The organism is Janthinobacterium sp. 61 (assembly GCF_002846335.1).
GTDB lineage: Bacteria > Pseudomonadota > Gammaproteobacteria > Burkholderiales > Burkholderiaceae_D > Janthinobacterium.
In genome coordinates, this window is sequence record NZ_PJMQ01000001.1 from 3,171,238 (window position 1) to 3,187,889 (window position 16,652).

18 protein-coding genes and 2 tRNA genes are annotated in these 16,652 nt (G+C 65.4%); 14 read left to right on the forward strand and 6 right to left on the reverse strand.

Translation table 11 applies throughout. The annotated features are described in order from the left end of the window. Positions 1-4 precede the first annotated feature (4 nt). Genes coaBC through CLU92_RS14525 form a run of 3 tightly spaced genes read left to right on the forward strand, consistent with a single transcriptional unit; the run spans position 5 to position 2,823 of the window. Positions 5-1,225, forward strand: a complete 1,221-nt coding sequence (coaBC, locus tag CLU92_RS14515; RefSeq protein ID WP_101482447.1) for a bifunctional phosphopantothenoylcysteine decarboxylase/phosphopantothenate--cysteine ligase CoaBC — start codon at positions 5-7, stop codon at positions 1,223-1,225. Between the two features lie 34 nt (positions 1,226-1,259). After that, positions 1,260-1,709: a dUTP diphosphatase gene (gene dut, locus CLU92_RS14520; RefSeq protein WP_101482448.1), complete on the forward strand. Its 450-nt coding sequence runs from the start codon at positions 1,260-1,262 to the stop codon at positions 1,707-1,709. Between the two features lie 10 nt (positions 1,710-1,719). Beyond that, the gene (locus tag CLU92_RS14525; protein WP_101482449.1) at positions 1,720-2,823 is read left to right on the forward strand and encodes a M48 family metallopeptidase; all 1,104 of its coding nucleotides are present in this window, start codon (positions 1,720-1,722) and stop codon (positions 2,821-2,823) included. Between the two features lie 31 nt (positions 2,824-2,854). Here the strand turns inward: CLU92_RS14525 and CLU92_RS27815 are convergent, their stop codons facing one another. After that, positions 2,855-2,995 carry a hypothetical protein gene (locus tag CLU92_RS27815; protein ID WP_162835767.1) on the reverse strand — a complete coding sequence of 47 codons (141 nt, stop codon included), beginning with the start codon at positions 2,993-2,995 and terminating at the stop codon, positions 2,855-2,857. A gap of 98 nt (positions 2,996-3,093) precedes the next feature. Between CLU92_RS27815 and CLU92_RS14530 the strand changes: the two genes are divergently transcribed. The 5 genes from CLU92_RS14530 (at position 3,094) to CLU92_RS14550 (ending at position 6,858) form a co-directional block, all read left to right on the forward strand. Beyond that, positions 3,094-4,101 (forward strand): XdhC family protein, encoded by a 1,008-nt coding sequence (locus tag CLU92_RS14530; RefSeq protein WP_101482450.1) that lies wholly within the window; start codon positions 3,094-3,096, stop codon positions 4,099-4,101. Between the two features lie 67 nt (positions 4,102-4,168). Beyond that, positions 4,169-5,092 (forward strand): DNA-3-methyladenine glycosylase, encoded by a 924-nt coding sequence (locus CLU92_RS14535; protein WP_101482451.1) that lies wholly within the window; start codon positions 4,169-4,171, stop codon positions 5,090-5,092. Positions 5,093-5,149: 57 nt separating this feature from the next. Beyond that, the gene (locus CLU92_RS14540) at positions 5,150-5,521 is read left to right on the forward strand and encodes a hypothetical protein (protein ID WP_101482452.1); all 372 of its coding nucleotides are present in this window, start codon (positions 5,150-5,152) and stop codon (positions 5,519-5,521) included. A 27-nt stretch (positions 5,522-5,548) separates the two neighbouring features. Further along, entirely contained in the window at positions 5,549-6,070 is a 522-nt protein-coding gene (locus CLU92_RS14545) for an RNA polymerase sigma factor (protein ID WP_101484693.1), read from the forward strand. Continuing rightward, positions 6,067-6,858: an anti-sigma factor gene (locus CLU92_RS14550; RefSeq protein WP_101482453.1), complete on the forward strand. Its 792-nt coding sequence runs from the start codon at positions 6,067-6,069 to the stop codon at positions 6,856-6,858. The genes CLU92_RS14545 and CLU92_RS14550 overlap by 4 nt, the downstream gene beginning before the upstream one ends. 14 nt (positions 6,859-6,872) lie before the next feature. On the opposite strand, the gene CLU92_RS14555 is transcribed toward CLU92_RS14550, so the two are convergent. Next, entirely contained in the window at positions 6,873-8,093 is a 1,221-nt protein-coding gene (locus tag CLU92_RS14555) for an MFS transporter (RefSeq protein ID WP_101482454.1), read from the reverse strand. Positions 8,094-8,242: 149 nt separating this feature from the next. On the opposite strand from CLU92_RS14555, the gene CLU92_RS14560 reads away from it, so the two are divergent. Then, on the forward strand, positions 8,243-9,157 hold the full coding sequence (locus CLU92_RS14560; RefSeq protein WP_180338520.1) for a LysR family transcriptional regulator: 915 nt from the start codon (positions 8,243-8,245) through the stop codon (positions 9,155-9,157). Here the strand turns inward: CLU92_RS14560 and mug are convergent. Continuing rightward, on the reverse strand, positions 9,138-9,659 hold the full coding sequence (gene mug / locus CLU92_RS14565; protein ID WP_373918056.1) for a G/U mismatch-specific DNA glycosylase: 522 nt from the start codon (positions 9,657-9,659) through the stop codon (positions 9,138-9,140). The two genes, CLU92_RS14560 and mug, sit on opposite strands and share 20 nt — an antisense overlap. 190 nt (positions 9,660-9,849) lie before the next feature. On the opposite strand from mug, the gene CLU92_RS14570 reads away from it, so the two are divergent. Together CLU92_RS14570 and CLU92_RS14575 are read left to right on the forward strand one after the other, a co-directional pair. Next, entirely contained in the window at positions 9,850-10,326 is a 477-nt protein-coding gene (locus CLU92_RS14570) for a (2Fe-2S)-binding protein (RefSeq protein ID WP_101482456.1), read from the forward strand. Next, positions 10,323-12,632: a xanthine dehydrogenase family protein molybdopterin-binding subunit gene (locus tag CLU92_RS14575; protein WP_101482457.1), complete on the forward strand. Its 2,310-nt coding sequence runs from the start codon at positions 10,323-10,325 to the stop codon at positions 12,630-12,632. The genes CLU92_RS14570 and CLU92_RS14575 overlap by 4 nt, the downstream gene beginning before the upstream one ends. A 3-nt stretch (positions 12,633-12,635) precedes the next feature. On the opposite strand, the gene CLU92_RS14580 is transcribed toward CLU92_RS14575, so the two are convergent. Next, positions 12,636-13,832, reverse strand: coding sequence for an MFS transporter (locus CLU92_RS14580; RefSeq protein WP_101482458.1), 1,197 nt, complete (start codon positions 13,830-13,832; stop codon positions 12,636-12,638). Positions 13,833-13,942: 110 nt separating this feature from the next. On the opposite strand from CLU92_RS14580, the gene CLU92_RS14585 reads away from it, so the two are divergent. Beyond that, positions 13,943-14,731: a helix-turn-helix transcriptional regulator gene (locus tag CLU92_RS14585; RefSeq protein WP_101482459.1), complete on the forward strand. Its 789-nt coding sequence runs from the start codon at positions 13,943-13,945 to the stop codon at positions 14,729-14,731. Positions 14,732-14,790: 59 nt separating this feature from the next. Here the strand turns inward: CLU92_RS14585 and CLU92_RS14590 are convergent. After that, a tRNA-Met gene (locus CLU92_RS14590) sits at positions 14,791-14,867 on the reverse strand. Between the two features lie 147 nt (positions 14,868-15,014). After that, a tRNA-Met gene (locus CLU92_RS14595) sits at positions 15,015-15,091 on the reverse strand. Positions 15,092-15,300: 209 nt separating this feature from the next. Here CLU92_RS14595 and CLU92_RS14600 point away from each other — a divergent pair. Beyond that, positions 15,301-15,879, forward strand: coding sequence for an NUDIX hydrolase (locus CLU92_RS14600; RefSeq protein WP_101482460.1), 579 nt, complete (start codon positions 15,301-15,303; stop codon positions 15,877-15,879). A gap of 30 nt (positions 15,880-15,909) precedes the next feature. Beyond that, positions 15,910-16,626 carry a leucyl/phenylalanyl-tRNA--protein transferase gene (gene aat, locus CLU92_RS14605; protein WP_101482461.1) on the forward strand — a complete coding sequence of 239 codons (717 nt, stop codon included), beginning with the start codon at positions 15,910-15,912 and terminating at the stop codon, positions 16,624-16,626. Positions 16,627-16,652: the final 26 nt, after the last annotated feature.

The following is a 16,652-nucleotide window of genomic DNA, read 5'->3' on the forward strand; positions in this document are numbered from 1 at the left end:
CGGCATGGAATTGTCCGGCAAAAAAATCGTCCTGGGACTTTCGGGCGGCGTCGCCTGCTACAAGGCGGCGGAACTGTGCCGCGCCCTGACCAAGGCAGGCGCCTCGGTGCAGGTGGTGATGACGGATGCGGCCAGCCATTTCATCACGGCCGTGACGATGCAGGCCCTGTCGGGCCACCCCGTGCACACGAGCCAGTGGGATGCGCGCATCGACAACAACATGGCGCATATCGATTTGACGCGCCATGCGGATGCCATCCTGATCGCACCGTGTTCGGCCGATTTTCTGCGCAAACTGGCGCATGGCGTGTGCGACGACCTGCTGTCGACCCTGTGCCTGGCACGTCCCTCCCACCTGCCTTTGCTGGTGGCGCCGGCGATGAACGTGGAGATGTGGCAGAACCCCGCCACGCAGCGCAATGTGCAGCAGCTGCGCGACGACGGCATCAAGCTGTTCGGCCCGGCCGCTGGCGAACAGGCGTGCGGCGAAACGGGCCTGGGCCGCATGCTGGAGCCGGAACAGCTCTTGACGGAGCTGATCGCCGCCTTCCAGCCGAAAGTGCTGGCGGGCAAGCGCGTGCTGGTCACGGCCGGTCCCACCTTTGAAGCCATCGACCCTGTGCGCGGCATCACCAATCTGTCCTCGGGCAAGATGGGCTATGCGGTGGCGCGGGCGGCGCGCGAAGCGGGCGCCGAAGTGCTGCTCATTTCCGGCCCCACAGCCCTGGACGCGCCTTTCGGCGTGCGCCGCATCGATGTGCAAAGCGCGCAGCAGATGCATGATGCGGTGCTGGCCCACGTCGACGGCCAGCATGTCTTCGTCGCCGTCGCCGCCGTGGCCGACTGGCGCGTGGCCAACGCCAGCGAACAGAAGATGAAAAAGCAGGCTGACGGCTCCGTGCCCGAACTGAAGTTTGCGCAAAATCCCGATATCTTGGCCACTGTAGCGGCACGCACCAACCTGGCCGGCTATCCCTACTGTGTGGGCTTTGCGGCCGAATCGGAAAACCTGGTGGAATTCGGCTCGACCAAGCGCGAAAAAAAGGGTATCCCTTTGCTGGTCGGCAATATCGGCCAGAATACGTTTGGCCAGGACGACAACACCATTATCCTGTTCGATGAAGATGGCCATACCGTGCTGCCGCGCGCCTCGAAACTGAACCTGGCGCGCCAGCTGATTTCGGAAATCTCGAAACGCCTCGCAAAAAATTCGCTCCTCAAGTAACCCTTTATACGACTTAGCTTAGTTAGTTAGATTAATGAAAAATATCGACATCAAGATCCTCGACGCCCGCATGAAAGAACTGCTGCCAGCCTACGCCACGCCCGGCAGCGCCGGCCTGGACCTGCGTGCCTGCATAGACGAGGCCATCACCATCGAAGCGGGACAGACGGTGCTCATTCCCACCGGCCTGTCCATCCACATCGGCGACCCGTCGTATGCGGCCATGATCCTGCCGCGCAGCGGCATGGGCCACAAAAACGGCATTGTATTGGGGAATCTGGTAGGCTTGATCGACTCCGATTATCAGGGCCAGTTGATGGTATCGACCTGGAACCGGGGCCAGAGCGCTTTCACGCTCAATCCCATGGAACGCCTGGCACAGCTGATTATCGTGCCGGTGCTGCAAGTGGGCTTTAACGTCGTCGAGGAATTCGGCGACAGCGAACGCGGTGTTGGCGGTTTCGGCAGCACCGGCAAACATTAAGGATTGTCTTATGCCAGGTTTTCGCCATCTGATCCCAGTCACGACTTCGCTGCGCCATCTGGCCTCGCCATTGCTGGTCGCTTGCGTTGCGCTTCTCTCTGCCTGCACCACGCCGACGACGAATGGCAACGGCCCGTTCAACGTCGTGCCGGCACCCGATGCGCCGGCCCTGACGGCGCAGCAAAGGGCGGCGCAGGAAGAACTGGTGAAGATGGTGGCGCTGCAGGACCGCCTGTCGAAAGTCTCGGCGCCCCTGCTGATCAACAATGCGGACCTGTGCAAGACGTATGCGCGCAACCTGCTGGGCTTCACGGCGCAGAATAAGTATTCCTACCCGGGCATCTATGCCGACGCGGCACAGGCAGCCCTCGGCTACGGCGAACAGATGCAGGTTTCGGGCGTGCTGCCAGGCAGCGGCGCCGCGCGCGCCGGCTTGCGCAAGGGCGACGGCTTGCTTGCCGCCGAAGGCAAGCCGCTGCCCGCCGGCCCGAAAGCGGAAGGCCCGTTCGGCGCCATCGTCGGCCCGCTGGCCTCCAAGAGCGCCAGCCTGAACATGACCATCGCCCGCGACGGCCAGCAGCAGGATCTGAAAATTCCCGTCACGCGCGCCTGCGCCTTCCGCGTCGCCCTGGGCAATGCGGACAATATCAACGCGTATTCGGACGGCGCGCGCATCATGCTTACGCGTGGCATGGTCAATGCGGCGCAAAATGACGAAGGCATCGCCTTCGTCATCGCCCGCGAAATGGCGCACAACATCCTCGACCACGCGCGCAGCCAGCGTTCGGCCGGCACGGCCGGCAGCATCATCGACAGCCTGGGCGCCGTGCAGCCCGACGTATCGATGCTGACGGGCGCCGCCGGTATCAAGGCCATGCCGCAGGAACTTGACGTGCAAGCCGACACCCTGGCCATCTACCTGCTGGCGCGCGCCGGCTACAACGTCGACAACGCCGCCCGCTTCTGGCAGCGCATGGCCACGCAAGTGCCGGCCTCGGTCGCCAACGGCTACACGGCCCTGCATCCGGGCACCAACTCGCGCATGGCTGCCATCAACCGCGCCGTCACCGACGTGCGCGCCAAGCAAGCGGCAAAGAAGCCGCTCAAACCTTAAGCACGGAGGCGCCTGACAAAACCAAGTTTGCTCAGGCGCCGGGGAAATTCGGGAAGTAGGTGCCCATGATCCAAGTAAGGGCGCCGCAGAACACCACGGCTAAAAACAGGACTATGAGCAGCTTGCCGAACTTGGGAATACCCTCTTCTTGCGTCTTGACTTCATTTGACATGAAAATTCTCCGCAGGGTGGTGGAACAGGTAGTATATCCACAATCTTGAATACTATTCCATACTTTGCCGCAAACATGCGGCATCACTCTCGCGGCCCATGGACAGCATCGACCTTGAAGTTCTGAAAACCAGCGCCGCCTGGCTCGCCGCCGGCCACCGCTGCGAACTCGTCACCGTCATCAAGACCTGGGGCTCCAGCCCCCGCCCCGTTGGCGCCACGCTAGCCATCTGCGACGATGGCACGGTGGTCGGTTCCGTGTCCGGCGGCTGTATCGAGGATGACCTGATCGACACCGTCCGCGTGCACGGCATCGTGCGCACGCTGCCGGACGTCGTCAGCTACGGCATCAGCGCCGACGAGGCGCACCGCTTTGGCCTGCCCTGTGGCGGCACCATCGAACTGGCCATCGAGCCGCTGCATGCGGGCAGCGGCGTGGCCGAACTGCTGGCGCGCCTGGAAGCGCATGAACTGGTCGAGCGCCGCCTCGACTTGCGCAGCGGCGTCGTCACCCTGCAGCGCGCTACACCGGGCGCCGTGCTGGCCCTGGAAGATGGCATACTCACCACGCAGCACGGCCCGCGCTGGCGCTTGCTGATCATCGGCGCCAGCCAGCTGTCGCGCTTCGTGGCGCAAATCGCCACGGCCATGGATTACCACGTCATCGTCTGCGACCCCCGCGAGGAATACAGCGGCGGCTGGAACGTGCCCGGCGTACCGCTGCTGCACGCCATGCCTGACGACCTCGTGCTGGATTTGAAGCTCGACAGCCGCAGCGCCGTCGTCGCCCTCACGCACGATCCCAAGCTCGACGACCTGGCCCTGATGGAAGCGCTCAAATCCCCGGCCTTCTATGTCGGCGCCATCGGCTCGCGCGCCAACAACGCCAAGCGCCGCGAGCGGCTGCTGCAGTTCGACGTCAGCGCGGAACAGCTGGCGCGCCTGCACGGCCCCATCGGCCTGTATATCGGCAGCAAGACCCCGGCCGAAATCGCCATTTCCATCCTGGCCGAGCTGACTGCAATCAAAAACGGCGTGCCCGACGCCCTGCAGATCCAGCACGCGGCGGCCTTGACGCCACCCGGCACCGATATCTGTGCGCGCTAAGGCAGAAAGCAAGAAACGGGATGCCCCAGCATCGCCCTCCTGATACCGTCCCTGACTTTGGCCCACCATGACCCTGCTGCACTGGACCCTCCCCCTGCCCGCCGGCTACCGCCGCGACGATGTCATCGCCTTCCACAGCCGTGACACGGAAGCCGTGGCCGAACAGCTCACGCCGACGGGCCTGCGCAAGGGCATCCTGCTGCAAGGGGTGCCTGTCGTGCTGGATGTGGCGTTCACGGACGATGCCGCTATCTGCCAGGCCGAGATTGACGACAACGACAATACCGTCGCCGATCTTCGAGCGCCCCTGCACGGCGCGCTGCTCAACATCCTCGGCCTGCGCATCGATCCGCAGCCATTCGCCCAACTGGCCGCCAGCGATCCGCTGCTGGCACCTTTGATCCGCGTCAACCCAGGCTTGCGCATCGTGCAGTCGGCCAGCCCCTTCGAGGCGCTGACCTGGGCCATCATCGGCCAGCAGATCAACCTGTCGTTCGCCATTTCCCTGCGCCGCACCTTCATTTTGCAGGCGGGCCGCAGGCACGGCAGCGGTTTGTGGTGCTACCCGGAGGCGCGCGACGTGGCGCAACTATCCGTCGAGGACTTGACGAGCCGCAAATTTTCGCGCGCCAAGGCGGAAACCGTGCTGCGCCTGGCGCGCCTGGTCGATGAGGGCGCACTGTCGCTTGAGTTGCCGGCGTCCGGCGACGTGGCGGCGATCTCGCAGGCACTGCTGGCCGTGAAGGGCATTGGCCCGTGGACCGTCAATTACGCGCTGCTGCGCGGCTACGGCTACGCCGACTGCTCGCTGCATGGCGACGTGGCCATTCGCGCTGCCCTGCAAAAGCTGCTCGGCGAAGAGAGCAAGCCGGACATGGCGCGCACGGAACAATGGCTGCGCCAGTACGCGCCGCACCGCACCATGGCCGCGGCCCACCTGTGGGCCAGCCTGCATGCGCCGGAAAAAAATAATTCACCAGAGCGGGAATAAACGGCGAGCGGCCAACGTCTATCCCTTGCAAGCCCTCAAAACCTCAAGGAGACCATCATGCGCTTTACTTCTTTTGCCGCCACCGCCCTGTTTACCGCCTTGTCCGCACCGCTGGCTTTCGCCGCCGACGTCATGCCCGCCAACGGCATGCTGGTCAACGCCACAGGCATGACCGTGTACGTCTTCGACAAGGATGTCGCCGACAGCGGCAAGAGCGCCTGCAGCGGCGGCTGCCTGGTCGCCTGGCCCGCCGTCATCGCCACCGACGCGACGCCCGCCGCGCCGTATGGCAGCATCAAGCGTGAAGACAACGGCGCCATGCAGCTGACCTACAAGGGCAAGCCCCTGTACCTGTACAAGGAAGACAAGAAGCCGGGCGACGTCGCAGGCGACAATTTCAAGAACGTGTGGCACGTCGTCAAGCCTTAAGCTACCCGCCCCCTCTCCACGATGACCATGCAAGAGGACAGCCGCCAGCTGCAAGCGTGCCTGCCAGGCCTGCGTCGCTATGCGCGCGCGCTGGTCGGTCCCCTGCACGCGGACGACCTGGTGCAGGACACCGTGGAGCGGGCCTGGCGCAGGCTGGCACAGTGGCAGCGGGGCAGCGAAATGCGCCCCTGGCTATTCTCCATCATGCACAATCTGCACGTGGATCACTTGCGCCGCCCCGGCCTGGCGCTGCAGGAGCTGGACGATGACACCGTGCTGCACGCCCCGGAGCACGCGCCGGGGCAAGCGATCGCCATCGGTGAAATGGATGCGGCGCTGGCTCGCTTGCCGCTGGGGCAGCGCGAGGTTATCCTGCTCGTCGCGCTCGAACAGATGCCGTATGAGCAGGTGGCGACTACCCTGGACATCCCCGTCGGCACCGTGATGTCGCGCCTTTCGCGCGGACGCGACAAACTGCGCACCCTGCTCGATGGCCGCCCTGCCGGCAGCCAAGGCAGCGGCCCACCCACCCTGAAAGTCGTGAAATGACAACGCAAGCCATCAGCGAAGCGCAATTGCACGCCCTGGCCGACGGCGTCCTGCCAGAAGACCAGCGCGCGGCCATCGACGCCCACCTGCGCGCGCACCCCGAGGACGCCGCCAGGGTGCACGCCTGGCGTGAACAGAACCAGCAATTGCGCGCCCTGTTCGACCCGGTGCTGGAAGAAACCTTTCCGCCGGCCTTGCTGCAAGCAGCGGCCCCGCCGGCGGCCAACCAAGCCTGGTACAGCCACGCCATGCAGGCGGCAGCAGCCATCGTGCTGGTGTTTGCTGGCGGCATGGGCGGCTGGCTGCTGCGCGGCGATGGAGGCGACATGCGGGTCGCCAGCGCCAGCCCCCTGACCCTGGCGCGCAGCGCCGCCATCGCCCATGCCGTCTACACGCCCGAGGTGCGCCACCCCGTGGAAGTGGGGGTCGAGCAAGAGGCACACCTGGTGCAATGGCTGTCGAAACGCCTGGGCAGCACCTTGCGGCCGCCTGTGCTGTCGCCGCTCGGCTATCACCTGATCGGCGGCCGCTTGCTGCCCGGCGATGGCGACGGCCCCGTGGCGCAATTCATGTATGAAGAGGGCACTGGCAAGCGCCTGACCCTGTACGTGGCCAAGGAGCGGGCCGGCAAGCAGGAAACGGCTTTCCGCTACACGCAAGAAAAGGACTTGAGCGTTTTTTACTGGATTGACGGCCAGCTCGGTTATGCCCTCTCGGCGAGCCTTCCCAAACAGGCGCTGGGCAAGATAGCCGACGCCGTGTATACGCAGTTGGAACAGCCTCGATAAGTACAGGTTAGCCCTTATGACAGCACCGGCGCGCGCCGTTGTGCGCGTGCGCCGGCCAGGTGGATGCAGCCGGCCACCAGGCCCAGTACGACACCAAACACCGCCACCCCCATCCAGCCATAACGCTGCATCAGCCAACCGCTGGCCGCGACGCCGGCGGCGCCGCCGATGAAGGTGGCCGTCATGTACAGGCTGTTGATGCGGCCCTGTGCAGTCGGATCGACGGCAAAGGCGCGCGTCTGGTTCGCTACCAGCGCAGCCTGCACGCCGATGTCGAGCACGATCACGCCGATCACCAGCAAGGCCAGCGACGAGGCGGCGCCCGCCAGCAGCAGGTAGGACAGCGTCACAATGGCGATGCTCAGGCCGATGACCGTGCGCGAACCCAGTCTGTCAGCGGCCCTGCCACCGAGGGTGGCGGCCAGCGCGCCGGCCGCGCCGATGATGCCGAAGGCGCCGGCCCAGGCGCTGCCCAGGTGCCATGGGCCGTTGGCCAGCAACGACGCCAGGTTGACCCAGAACGCATTGAAGCATGCCCACAACAGCGCCTGGATCAGCATGGCTTCGCGCAGGGGGCGATGGTCGCGCGCCAGTGGCCACAGCGATGCCAGCAAGCGCCCGTAAGACAGGTCCGTGCCGGGTTTCCCGCGTGGCAGCAAGGCGGCGGCCGCGATCCACACGGGCACCATGAACGCTGCTTCCATGGCGTACACGACGCGCCAGCCCCAGGAATCGCCCACCACGCCGGCGACCGTGCGTCCCAGCAGGATGCCCACCATGATGCCGCTGACCACCGTCCCGACGGAACGGCCGCGCTCACCGGGTGGCGACATGCTCGCGGCGAGCGGCACCAGTTGCTGCGGCACGCAGCTGACGATACCCAGGCCAAACGATGCAACGATCAGCGCCCAGATGCCGGGCGCCAGCGCCGCCGCCAGGGCGCAAACGAAGGCCAGCGCGATCTGCCCCAGTACCAGGGTGCTCCGGTCGAATCGGTCGCCCAACGGCAGGAGCAGGGCCAACCCCGTGGCAAAGCCCAGCAGCGCCGCGCCGGCGACCAGATTGACGGCCGCCAGGTCGACGCCCAGGCCGGACTGGATCAGGGGCAGGATAGGCTGGGTGCAATAGATGTTAGTGATCACCGCGCCGGCGATCACCGCCATCATGAGGATCTTGCCGCGCGGCGCGGGCGTCACAGTGTGTACATTGGGCGGGGGATTGGGCGTGGGGCGCATGGCGCTGTCCTTTCTAATTGCCGCGGCAACATGCCGCAGCGAAGGAGACCAGCTTATCTACTTGCACCTGCAAAGAGAATCCCATAAGATTGAGAATCATTCTTCCAAATATTGATAGGCTGTCTATGAGAACAGGATGAGAACAAACCATGGATAGGTTGGAATCGATGAGCATCTTGCTGGCGGTGGTGGACGCGGGCAGCCTGTCGGCCGCCGCGCGCCGCCTCGGCATGCCGCTGGCCACTGTCAGCCGCAAGGTGGCGGCGCTGGAAACGCACCTCAACACGCGCTTGCTGCACCGTACGACACGCCAGTTGTCGCTGACGGAGGCCGGCCTGTCCTACGTGGCCGCGTGCCGCCGCATCCTCGAAGAGATCAGCGAAGCGGAGCGCACGGCGACGGGCGAATATGCGGCCCCGAAAGGCGAGCTGACGATCACGGCACCCGTCGTATTCGGACGCCTGCACATCGTGCCCGTAGTGGCGGCGTTTCTCGCCCACTATCCGGATATCGAGATCAAGCTCGTACTGACCGACCGCGTCCTGCATCTGATGGAAGAGCAGGTCGACGTGGCAGTGCGCATCGGCGACCTGCCCGACAGCAGCTTCATGGCGACGCGGGTCGGCACCGTGCGCCGGGTCGTCTGCGCCAGTCCCGGCTACCTGGCCACGCATGGCGCGCCAACTGCGCCGGGCGACCTGGCGGCGCATGCCTGCATTAGCTTCGAGGTGCTGGAATCGCGGCGCGCCTGGGTCTTCGGCACGGGCAAGGCTACGCAGTCCGTGCCCGTGCACTCGCGACTCGCCGTCAATACGGTGGACGCGGCGATTGCCGCAGCCACCCTGGGCGCGGGCGTGATCCGCGTGCTATCGTATCAGGTCATGGACGCCCTGCGCGACGACAGGCTGCGCATCGTGCTCGCACCGTTCGAAGCGGCGCCCTTGCCCGTCAGCCTGCTGCACAAGGGACAAACGCCGCTGCCGTTGAAATTGCGCGCCTTCCTCGATTTCGTCACGCCGCTGTTGCGCGCGGTGGAACTGAACTTCAGCCCAGCGCGCGTTTGAGTTCCGCATACGCGTCGACCAGTCGCTCCTTTGAATAGCAGCGATTGAGGCCACTGGGATTGGGCAATATCCACACGCGCGCTCCGCCGAAGCGCTCTGGCTGTTCGCCCCACTCCAGCTGGCGTTTTCCCGTCATCGCCGCGTAGGCAGCCTTGCCCAGGAAGGCGATCCACTGCGGCTGCATCAATACCAGTTTATGCTGCAGGCCCGCCGCCGCTTGCGCGAACTCCTCCACCCCCACCTGGTCCGCGCGGCTGGTCGGGCGCCCGACGGCCGCAGTCAAACCCAGTCCGAAACCGAGCACACTGGCATCGTCTTGCGGCGACACCAGGTGCGGCGTGAAGCCGGCCAAGTGCAGCACGGGCCAGAAGCGGTTACCACGGCCGAGAAAATGGTGGCCGGCCGCCGCCGCGTCCACGCCGGGATTGAGGCCGCAAAAAACCACTTGCAAGCCGGGCGCCAGGATGTCCGGCAATCCTTGCGCCGGTGTCATGTGTACCATAGAAAATTCCAATATCAGGAGCCGCAGTATAGAAGACCTTGCGCCGGCATGTGCCAGCCTGGCCTGCCGCCACCGGTCCCACGCCCTGCAGCGCAGGACGGCTGGTGCTACCATCCCGTACTGATGCGCTCATCCGTTTGGCGGATGGCCGTCGCGCTTCCCCGTACCATCCCCACCCCGAGGAATAAACATGACGACCCTGACCATCAATGGCAAGCAGCACGATCTTGCCCTGCCTGACGACACGCCCCTGCTGTGGGCCCTGCGCGACGAACTGGGCATGACCGGCACCAAATTCGGCTGCGGCATGGCCCTGTGCGGCGCCTGCACCGTGCACCTCGATGGCGACGCCATCCGCTCCTGCGTGACGCCCGTATCGGCCGCTGCAGGCAGGAAGATCACCACCATCGAAGCGGTGGGCGAAGACAAGGTCGGCCTGGCCCTGCAGCAAGCCTGGCAGGAACACGGCGTGCCTCAATGTGGCTACTGTCAGGCTGGGCAGATCATGTCGGCCACGGCCCTGCTGCACAAGACGCCAGCGCCGAACGACCGGCAGATCCGCGAAGCGATGAGCGGCAACATCTGCCGCTGCGGCACTTACACGCGCATCCACGCGGCCATCAAGCAGGCCGCGACCAGCATCAATGCGAAAGGAGCGGCCAAATGAGCATCCTTGAGAATATCTCCGTCCCCGCTTCGCCTGCGCGGCGCAACTGGCTCAAGGCCGCTGGCGCGCTGGCCGGTTTGAGCCTGGTGGCCGGCCCCTCCGGCCTGGTGATGGCGGCCGACGCCGTCAAATACGGCGGCGACAATATGGCTGGCGGCGTGGTCGACGACACCCTTGTCTTCCTGTCGGTCGGTGCCGACGGCATTGTCACCATCGTGGCGCACCGCTCCGAAATGGGCCAGGGCATCCGCACCAGCCTGCCCATGGTCGCTGCCGACGAACTGGGCGCCGACTGGGCGCAGGTGCGCGTGCAGCAGGCGCCCGCCGACGAGGCGCGCTACGGCAGCCAGGATACGGACGGTTCGCGCAGCATGCGCCACTCGTTCCGCGCCATGCGTCACGTGGGCGCCACGGCGCGCCTGATGCTGGAAACGGCGGCGGCCGTGCGCTGGGACGTGCCCGTGACGCAAGTCAAAGCCGCCAACCACGCGGTCGTGCATGCAGCCAGCGGACGCTCGCTGTCCTTCGGCGCGCTGGCCGAAGAAGCGGCCAAATTGCCAGTGCCGCCGCGCGCGCGCATCAGCCTGAAAACGGCGGGCGAGTTGCGCTACATCGGACAAACCAGCACGCGCGGCATCGACCTGCATGACATTGTCACAGGCAACACCCACTTCGGCATTGACACGCGCCTTGATGGCATGGCGTATGCCGTCATCGCCCGTCCTCCCGTATTTGGCGGCAAGCTGAAAAGCGTGGACAAGACGGCGGCGCTGAAAGTGCCTGGCGTGCTGCGCATCGTCGAACTGGCGGGCAGTCCGCCGCCGGCCATGTTCAATCCGCTGGGCGGCGTGGCCGTCATCGCCAGCAACACCTGGGCTGCCATCAAGGGCCGCGAAGCGCTGGTGCTGGAATGGGAGGATGGCCCGAACGGCAGCTACGATTCAAAGGCATTCCGCAAGACGCTGGAAGCGGCCGTGCGCCAGCCGGCCAACCCCGCGCGCGACCAGGGCAAGACTGTGGACACCCTGGCCGCCGCTCCCGCCGCGCGCAAATTCAGTGCCGAATACTATCTGCCACACCTGGCCCACGCCACCATGGAGCCACCCGCCGCCACCGTGCGCATCGCCAACGGCAAGGCCGAAGTGTGGGCCTGCGTGCAGGCGCCGCAGGCCACGCGCAGCAACGTGGCCAAGGCACTGGGCCTGGCGTACGACGACGTGACCGTGCACGTGACCCTGCTGGGCGGCGGCTTCGGGCGCAAGTCGAAACCCGATTTCGCCGTCGAGGCGGCGCTGCTGTCCAAGGCCATGGACGGCGCGCCCGTCAAGCTGACGTGGACGCGCGACGACGACCTGCAGCATGATTACCTGCATACGGTGTCCGTCGAACGGCTGGAAGCAGCGCTGGACGCCAAAGGCATGCCGACGGCCTGGCTGCACCGCACGGCCGCGCCCACCATCACCTCGACCTTTGCCGCCGGCGCGAACAAGCAGGCGCCGTTCGAGCTGGGCATGTCGGCCATCAACGTGCCGTTCGCCATTGCGAACATCCGCGTCGAAGTGCCGGAAGTGCCGGCCCACACGCGCATCGGCTGGTTCCGGTCCGTGTCGAATATCCCGCACGCGTTTGCCATCCAGTCGTTCACGGCCGAACTGGCGCATGCGGCAAAGAGGGACCACCGCGACTACCTGCTGGCATTGCTGGGCCCTGCGCGCAAGATCAAACCGGCCGACCTTTCCGATGCCTGGAACTATGGCGAAGACCCGGCGAAGTATCCGGTAGACATCGGCCGCATGCGCCACGTGATCGAGCTGGCGACAGCCAAGGCGGGCTGGGGCCGCAAACTGCCCAAGGGACGGGGACTGGGCCTGGCCGTGTCCTACAGCTTTGTCACCTATGTGGCGGCCGTGATCGAAGTGGAGATCAACGCGGCCGGTGAAGTCATCGTGCCCAGGGTCGATATCGCCATGGATTGCGGACCGCAGATCAACCCGGACCGCGTGCGCTCGCAGATCGAGGGGGCCTGCATCATGGGCCTGTCCCTGGCCATGAGCGGCGAGATCAGCTTCAAGAATGGCCGGGTCGAGCAAAGCAATTTCCACGACTATAGCGTGCTGCGGGCCGCCGACGCGCCACACGTGATCCACACGCACCTGGTACCGGGCACCCTGGACATGGAGCTGGGCGGCGTGGGCGAACCGGCCACGCCGCCCATCGCGCCCGCCCTTTGCAACGCCATCTTCGCGGCCACGGGCAAGCGCATCCGCGCCCTGCCTGTGGGCATGCAGCTGGCGAAGAAAGCCTAGGACCTAGACGCGCCGCGCGGCGGGCAACTGCAACAACAGCGCTAGGGCGGCGACAAAAGCGGCGCCCGCCGCCAGCAGCCACATGGGCCAGTCCAGCAGGAGCAGCAAGCCGCCTGCGGCGGCGCCGATGGCGCTGCCCAGGTACAGCGCCGATTCATTGAGGGCGATGGCCAGGTTGCCATCGCCCTGCCGCGTGCGCGCGGCCAGCAACTGCTGGTTCTGCGGCACTTGCAGGGCCCAGCCAGCCGCGCCCCACAGCGCAATCGGCGCCAGCATCAGCCACGCCGACCAGCTGGCCGCCAGCGGGAGCGCGCACAGGGCCAGCGCCAGCAGCAGCAAAATGAACCAGCTCAGCTTCGGCGCCGCCATCTTGTCCGCCCACGGCCCCACCAGCACGCTGCCCGCGATGCCACCCGCGCCCCAGGCCCACAGGAAGGGCGTGGCGGAGATCGGCGCACCGTGCGCGGACCATGCCAGCAGCGGCGCAATAAACGTGTACATGCCCAGGCTGGCAATGGCCGCCAGCAGCGACACGAGCAGGATGGCCAGCACCTGCCCGTCGGCAAGCAAGGCCAGCTTGCGGCGCAGCGAGATCGCCGGCACTGCCGGCAACGCGGGCAGCTTCCACAACAAGCCCGCCAGCGCCAGCGCGCCGAGGATGGCGACCAGCCACAGGGCCGCGGCCCAGCCCAGCTGCTGCGCCAGCAACAAGCTCAATGGCACGCCCAGCACCGTGCCGCCCGCCATGCCGCCCATGATCACACCGATGGCCTTGCCCCGCTGCTGCGGCGCCGACACGCCCGCCGCCGCCGCGATGCCCAGCGCCAGATAGACGCCCGCACCGATGCCGGCGATGGCGCGCCATGCCAGCAAACCGCTGAAACCAGGCGCCAGCGCGCTGGCACCATTCGCCAGCGCGAACACGGCCAACGCCCACAACAGGCCGGCGCGCTGCGCGCGCGCCGGCAGCAGGGCCACGGCCAGGGGCGAACCGAGGCCATAGGCCAAAGTAAACGCCGTCACCAGTTGCGCGGCCATCGCCAGGGAGACTGAAAATGCGCTGGCAAGCATCGGCATCAGGCCCGCCGTCACATACGACGCCATGCCCAGCGCGAACGCGCCCATGGCAATCAGGTAGACGGTGGCGGGCAGCGCGGTGGTGGCAGGCGCTACGGCACCGGAGGAGGAAGAATCAGACATGGGCACGCTTTCAGGAAGAAAGCTGGCATTCTGGAATACAATATAAACAATTACAATTTAACTGTTTATGCTATTACTGATAGCAACAGGCTCACAGGAAAGACCGCACCATGCGCACTTTGGCCCGCACCCGCCACGAACTGGCCGCCTACCTGCAGGCGCGGCGTGCGCGGCTGTCGCCCGAAGATGTCGGCCTGCCCGGCGGCGGGCGGCGCAGGACGCCAGGTTTGCGCCGCGAAGAGGTGGCGGCGCTGGCCGGCGTGGGGCTGACCTGGTACACCTGGCTGGAGCAGGGGCGCGACATCGGCGTCTCCAGCACCTTCCTCGACAAGCTGGCGCAGGTGCTCAAGCTGGATGCGGGCGAGCGCCGCCACCTGTTCCTGCTGGCGCATGCGCGTCCACCGGCAGAAGAGGGCAAGACATTTTGCGTGGTGCCACCGCTGGTGCGCCGCTTGATGCACGAACTGGCGCATCCGGCCTATGTGCTCAACCTGCGCTGGGACGTGCTGGCGTTTAACGGGGGAGCCGATGCCCTGTTTGGCTTCGGCGCGCATGCTGCCTCAGGCCGCAATCTGCTGTGGCTGCTGTTTACCGATCCGCTGCTGCGCTCTCGCATCGCCGGCTGGGAAGAGCAGGCGCCGCTGATGCTGTCGAGCTTTCGCCGCGACTACGCGCGCGCCACACAGGAAGCCGATATCCACGCGCTGGTGGAAGACCTGGAAAAAGTGTCGCCCGAGTTCAAGCTATGGTGGCGCCGCCACGACGTGCACGCGCCGTGCGCCGGCGTGCGCCAGCTGAACATCGACGGCGAGGAGCTTGCCTATGAGCACACTTCGCTGACCATCGATGCGGACCGCCATTTGAGGCTGGTGGTGTATGCACGCCAGGCGCAGGAGTAAACACTAGCGCACAACGAAAAAACCGCTGACCCTCTTGCGAGGAGCCAGCGGCTTCGAATTGGTTGCGGGGACAGGATTTGAACCTGTGACCTTCGGGTTATGAGCCCGACGAGCTGCCAGACTGCTCCACCCCGCACTTGAATTATATACCAGATTGTTGCGCGGCGTAAAGGGCATGATTTGACAATGTCATTCCCGCCCCGCCCCGCCTCGCAGAGTGTGGCTTGGGCTAGAAATGGAAAAAGCCGCTGATCTTTTGCAAGAGTCAGCGGCTTTCCGGTATTGGTTGCGCGGACAGGATTTGAACCTGTGACCTTCGGGTTATGAGCCCGACGAGCTGCCAGACTGCTCCACCCCGCACTCGAATTATAAGGGCAAACGGGCGACTTAGGCAATAGCTATCTCACCTTGGACTGCAATAGAGCCATTAAATTAAAAGTGCGTGAAAAAATCCGGCCAATTGCCGGTTGGCATTGTGTCCGCCCGCCACGCCACGGCGCACGCAATCGGTGTACAGTAAGCGTTACACTAGCGTCTAAGCCCATGCCATCCCTTTTCCAAGCCAGCCCATGAAATTCTGCTCCGAATGCGCCCATCCTGTCAGCCTGTCCATTCCGGAAGGCGACAACCGTCCGCGCTACGTCTGCACCAACTGCGACGCCATCCATTACCAGAACCCGAAAATGGTGGTCGGCTCGATTCCCGTATGGGAAGAGGATGGCCAGCTGCAGGTCTTGCTGTGCAAGCGGGCCATCGAGCCACGCCTCGGTTACTGGACGCTGCCGGCCGGCTTCATGGAAAACGATGAAACGACGTCCGACGCGGCCGAGCGCGAAACGGTGGAGGAAGCGGGCGCCAATATCGAGCTGGGCCCCCTGTTTTCGCTGCTCAACGTGCAGCGCGTGCACCAGGTGCATTTGTTCTACCTGGCGCGTTTGCGCGACCTCGATTTCGCACCGGGCATCGAAAGCCTGGAGGTGCAGCTGTTTACGGAAGCGCAAATTCCCTGGGATGACCTGGCCTTCCCCACCATCCGCGCCACCCTGGAACTGTACTTTGCCGACCGCGTGAAAATCCGCGAAGGCGGCAGCTACGGTGTCCATACAGGCGACATCACGCGCCCGATGGCGCGTACGGATGCCGAGTAAGCCTCCACCAACTGCCACCTTTATCGCCGCATGATTCCCTGGCTCGACATCCACACCCCGTTCCCCGACGTCTCGCGCGCCCTCACCGATGAAGCGCCCGGCCTGCTGGCGGCCGGCGCCGACCTGTCGCCCGCGCGCCTGCTCGACGCCTACCGGCACGGCATCTTCCCCTGGTTTTCCGAAGGCCAGCCCATACTCTGGTGGAGCACCGATCCGCGCATGGTGCTGATGACGGAGGATTTCAAGGTCTCCGACAGCCTGCACAAGGCCATCCGCAGGGTCGAGCGCAGCGCCGCCACGGACGGGCGCTGGCAGCTGCGCTTCGACGGCGATTTCGACGCCGTCATGCGCGCCTGTGCGGCGCCGCGCAAGGATGGCCCGGGCACCTGGATTTCCGAAGAGATCATCGCCGGCTACACGGGCTTGCACAAACTGGGTTACGCGCATTCGTCGGAACTGTGGCTGGACGGCGAACTGGTGGGCGGCGCCTATGGCGTATCGATCGGGCGCATGTTCTATGGCGAATCGATGTTCGCGCGCGTCTCGGATGGCTCGAAGATTGCGCTGGCGCAACTGGTACGCTTTTTAAAAGCACGCGGCGTGACCATGATTGACTGCCAGCAAGAAACAAAACACCTGGCCTCGCTGGGCGCAGCGCCCATTTCGCGCGCGCGCTTCCTGGCCCATGTACGCGTCGCCATTGAAGCAGCGCAAATCACCGACTGGCATGCTGCACCACCGGCATAAAAAAGTTATGATAGCTTCACACAGAC

Excerpts from the sequence above, each read along its gene's own strand:
- coaBC (WP_101482447.1), top strand. The coding sequence starts at position 5 with ATGGAATTGTCCGGCAAAAAAATCGTCCTGGGACTTTCGGGCGGCGTC.
- dut (WP_101482448.1), top strand. The coding sequence starts at position 1,260 with ATGAAAAATATCGACATCAAGATCCTCGACGCCCGCATGAAAGAACTG.
- CLU92_RS14525 (WP_101482449.1), top strand. The coding sequence starts at position 1,720 with ATGCCAGGTTTTCGCCATCTGATCCCAGTCACGACTTCGCTGCGCCAT.
- CLU92_RS27815 (WP_162835767.1), bottom strand. The coding sequence starts at position 2,995 with ATGTCAAATGAAGTCAAGACGCAAGAAGAGGGTATTCCCAAGTTCGGC.
- CLU92_RS14530 (WP_101482450.1), top strand. The coding sequence starts at position 3,094 with ATGGACAGCATCGACCTTGAAGTTCTGAAAACCAGCGCCGCCTGGCTC.
- CLU92_RS14535 (WP_101482451.1), top strand. The coding sequence starts at position 4,169 with ATGACCCTGCTGCACTGGACCCTCCCCCTGCCCGCCGGCTACCGCCGC.
- CLU92_RS14540 (WP_101482452.1), top strand. The coding sequence starts at position 5,150 with ATGCGCTTTACTTCTTTTGCCGCCACCGCCCTGTTTACCGCCTTGTCC.
- CLU92_RS14545 (WP_101484693.1), top strand. The coding sequence starts at position 5,549 with ATGCAAGAGGACAGCCGCCAGCTGCAAGCGTGCCTGCCAGGCCTGCGT.
- CLU92_RS14550 (WP_101482453.1), top strand. The coding sequence starts at position 6,067 with ATGACAACGCAAGCCATCAGCGAAGCGCAATTGCACGCCCTGGCCGAC.
- CLU92_RS14555 (WP_101482454.1), bottom strand. The coding sequence starts at position 8,093 with ATGCGCCCCACGCCCAATCCCCCGCCCAATGTACACACTGTGACGCCC.
- CLU92_RS14560 (WP_180338520.1), top strand. The coding sequence starts at position 8,243 with ATGGATAGGTTGGAATCGATGAGCATCTTGCTGGCGGTGGTGGACGCG.
- mug (WP_373918056.1), bottom strand. The coding sequence starts at position 9,659 with ATGGTACACATGACACCGGCGCAAGGATTGCCGGACATCCTGGCGCCC.
- CLU92_RS14570 (WP_101482456.1), top strand. The coding sequence starts at position 9,850 with ATGACGACCCTGACCATCAATGGCAAGCAGCACGATCTTGCCCTGCCT.
- CLU92_RS14575 (WP_101482457.1), top strand. The coding sequence starts at position 10,323 with ATGAGCATCCTTGAGAATATCTCCGTCCCCGCTTCGCCTGCGCGGCGC.
- CLU92_RS14580 (WP_101482458.1), bottom strand. The coding sequence starts at position 13,832 with ATGTCTGATTCTTCCTCCTCCGGTGCCGTAGCGCCTGCCACCACCGCG.
- CLU92_RS14585 (WP_101482459.1), top strand. The coding sequence starts at position 13,943 with ATGCGCACTTTGGCCCGCACCCGCCACGAACTGGCCGCCTACCTGCAG.
- CLU92_RS14600 (WP_101482460.1), top strand. The coding sequence starts at position 15,301 with ATGAAATTCTGCTCCGAATGCGCCCATCCTGTCAGCCTGTCCATTCCG.
- aat (WP_101482461.1), top strand. The coding sequence starts at position 15,910 with ATGATTCCCTGGCTCGACATCCACACCCCGTTCCCCGACGTCTCGCGC.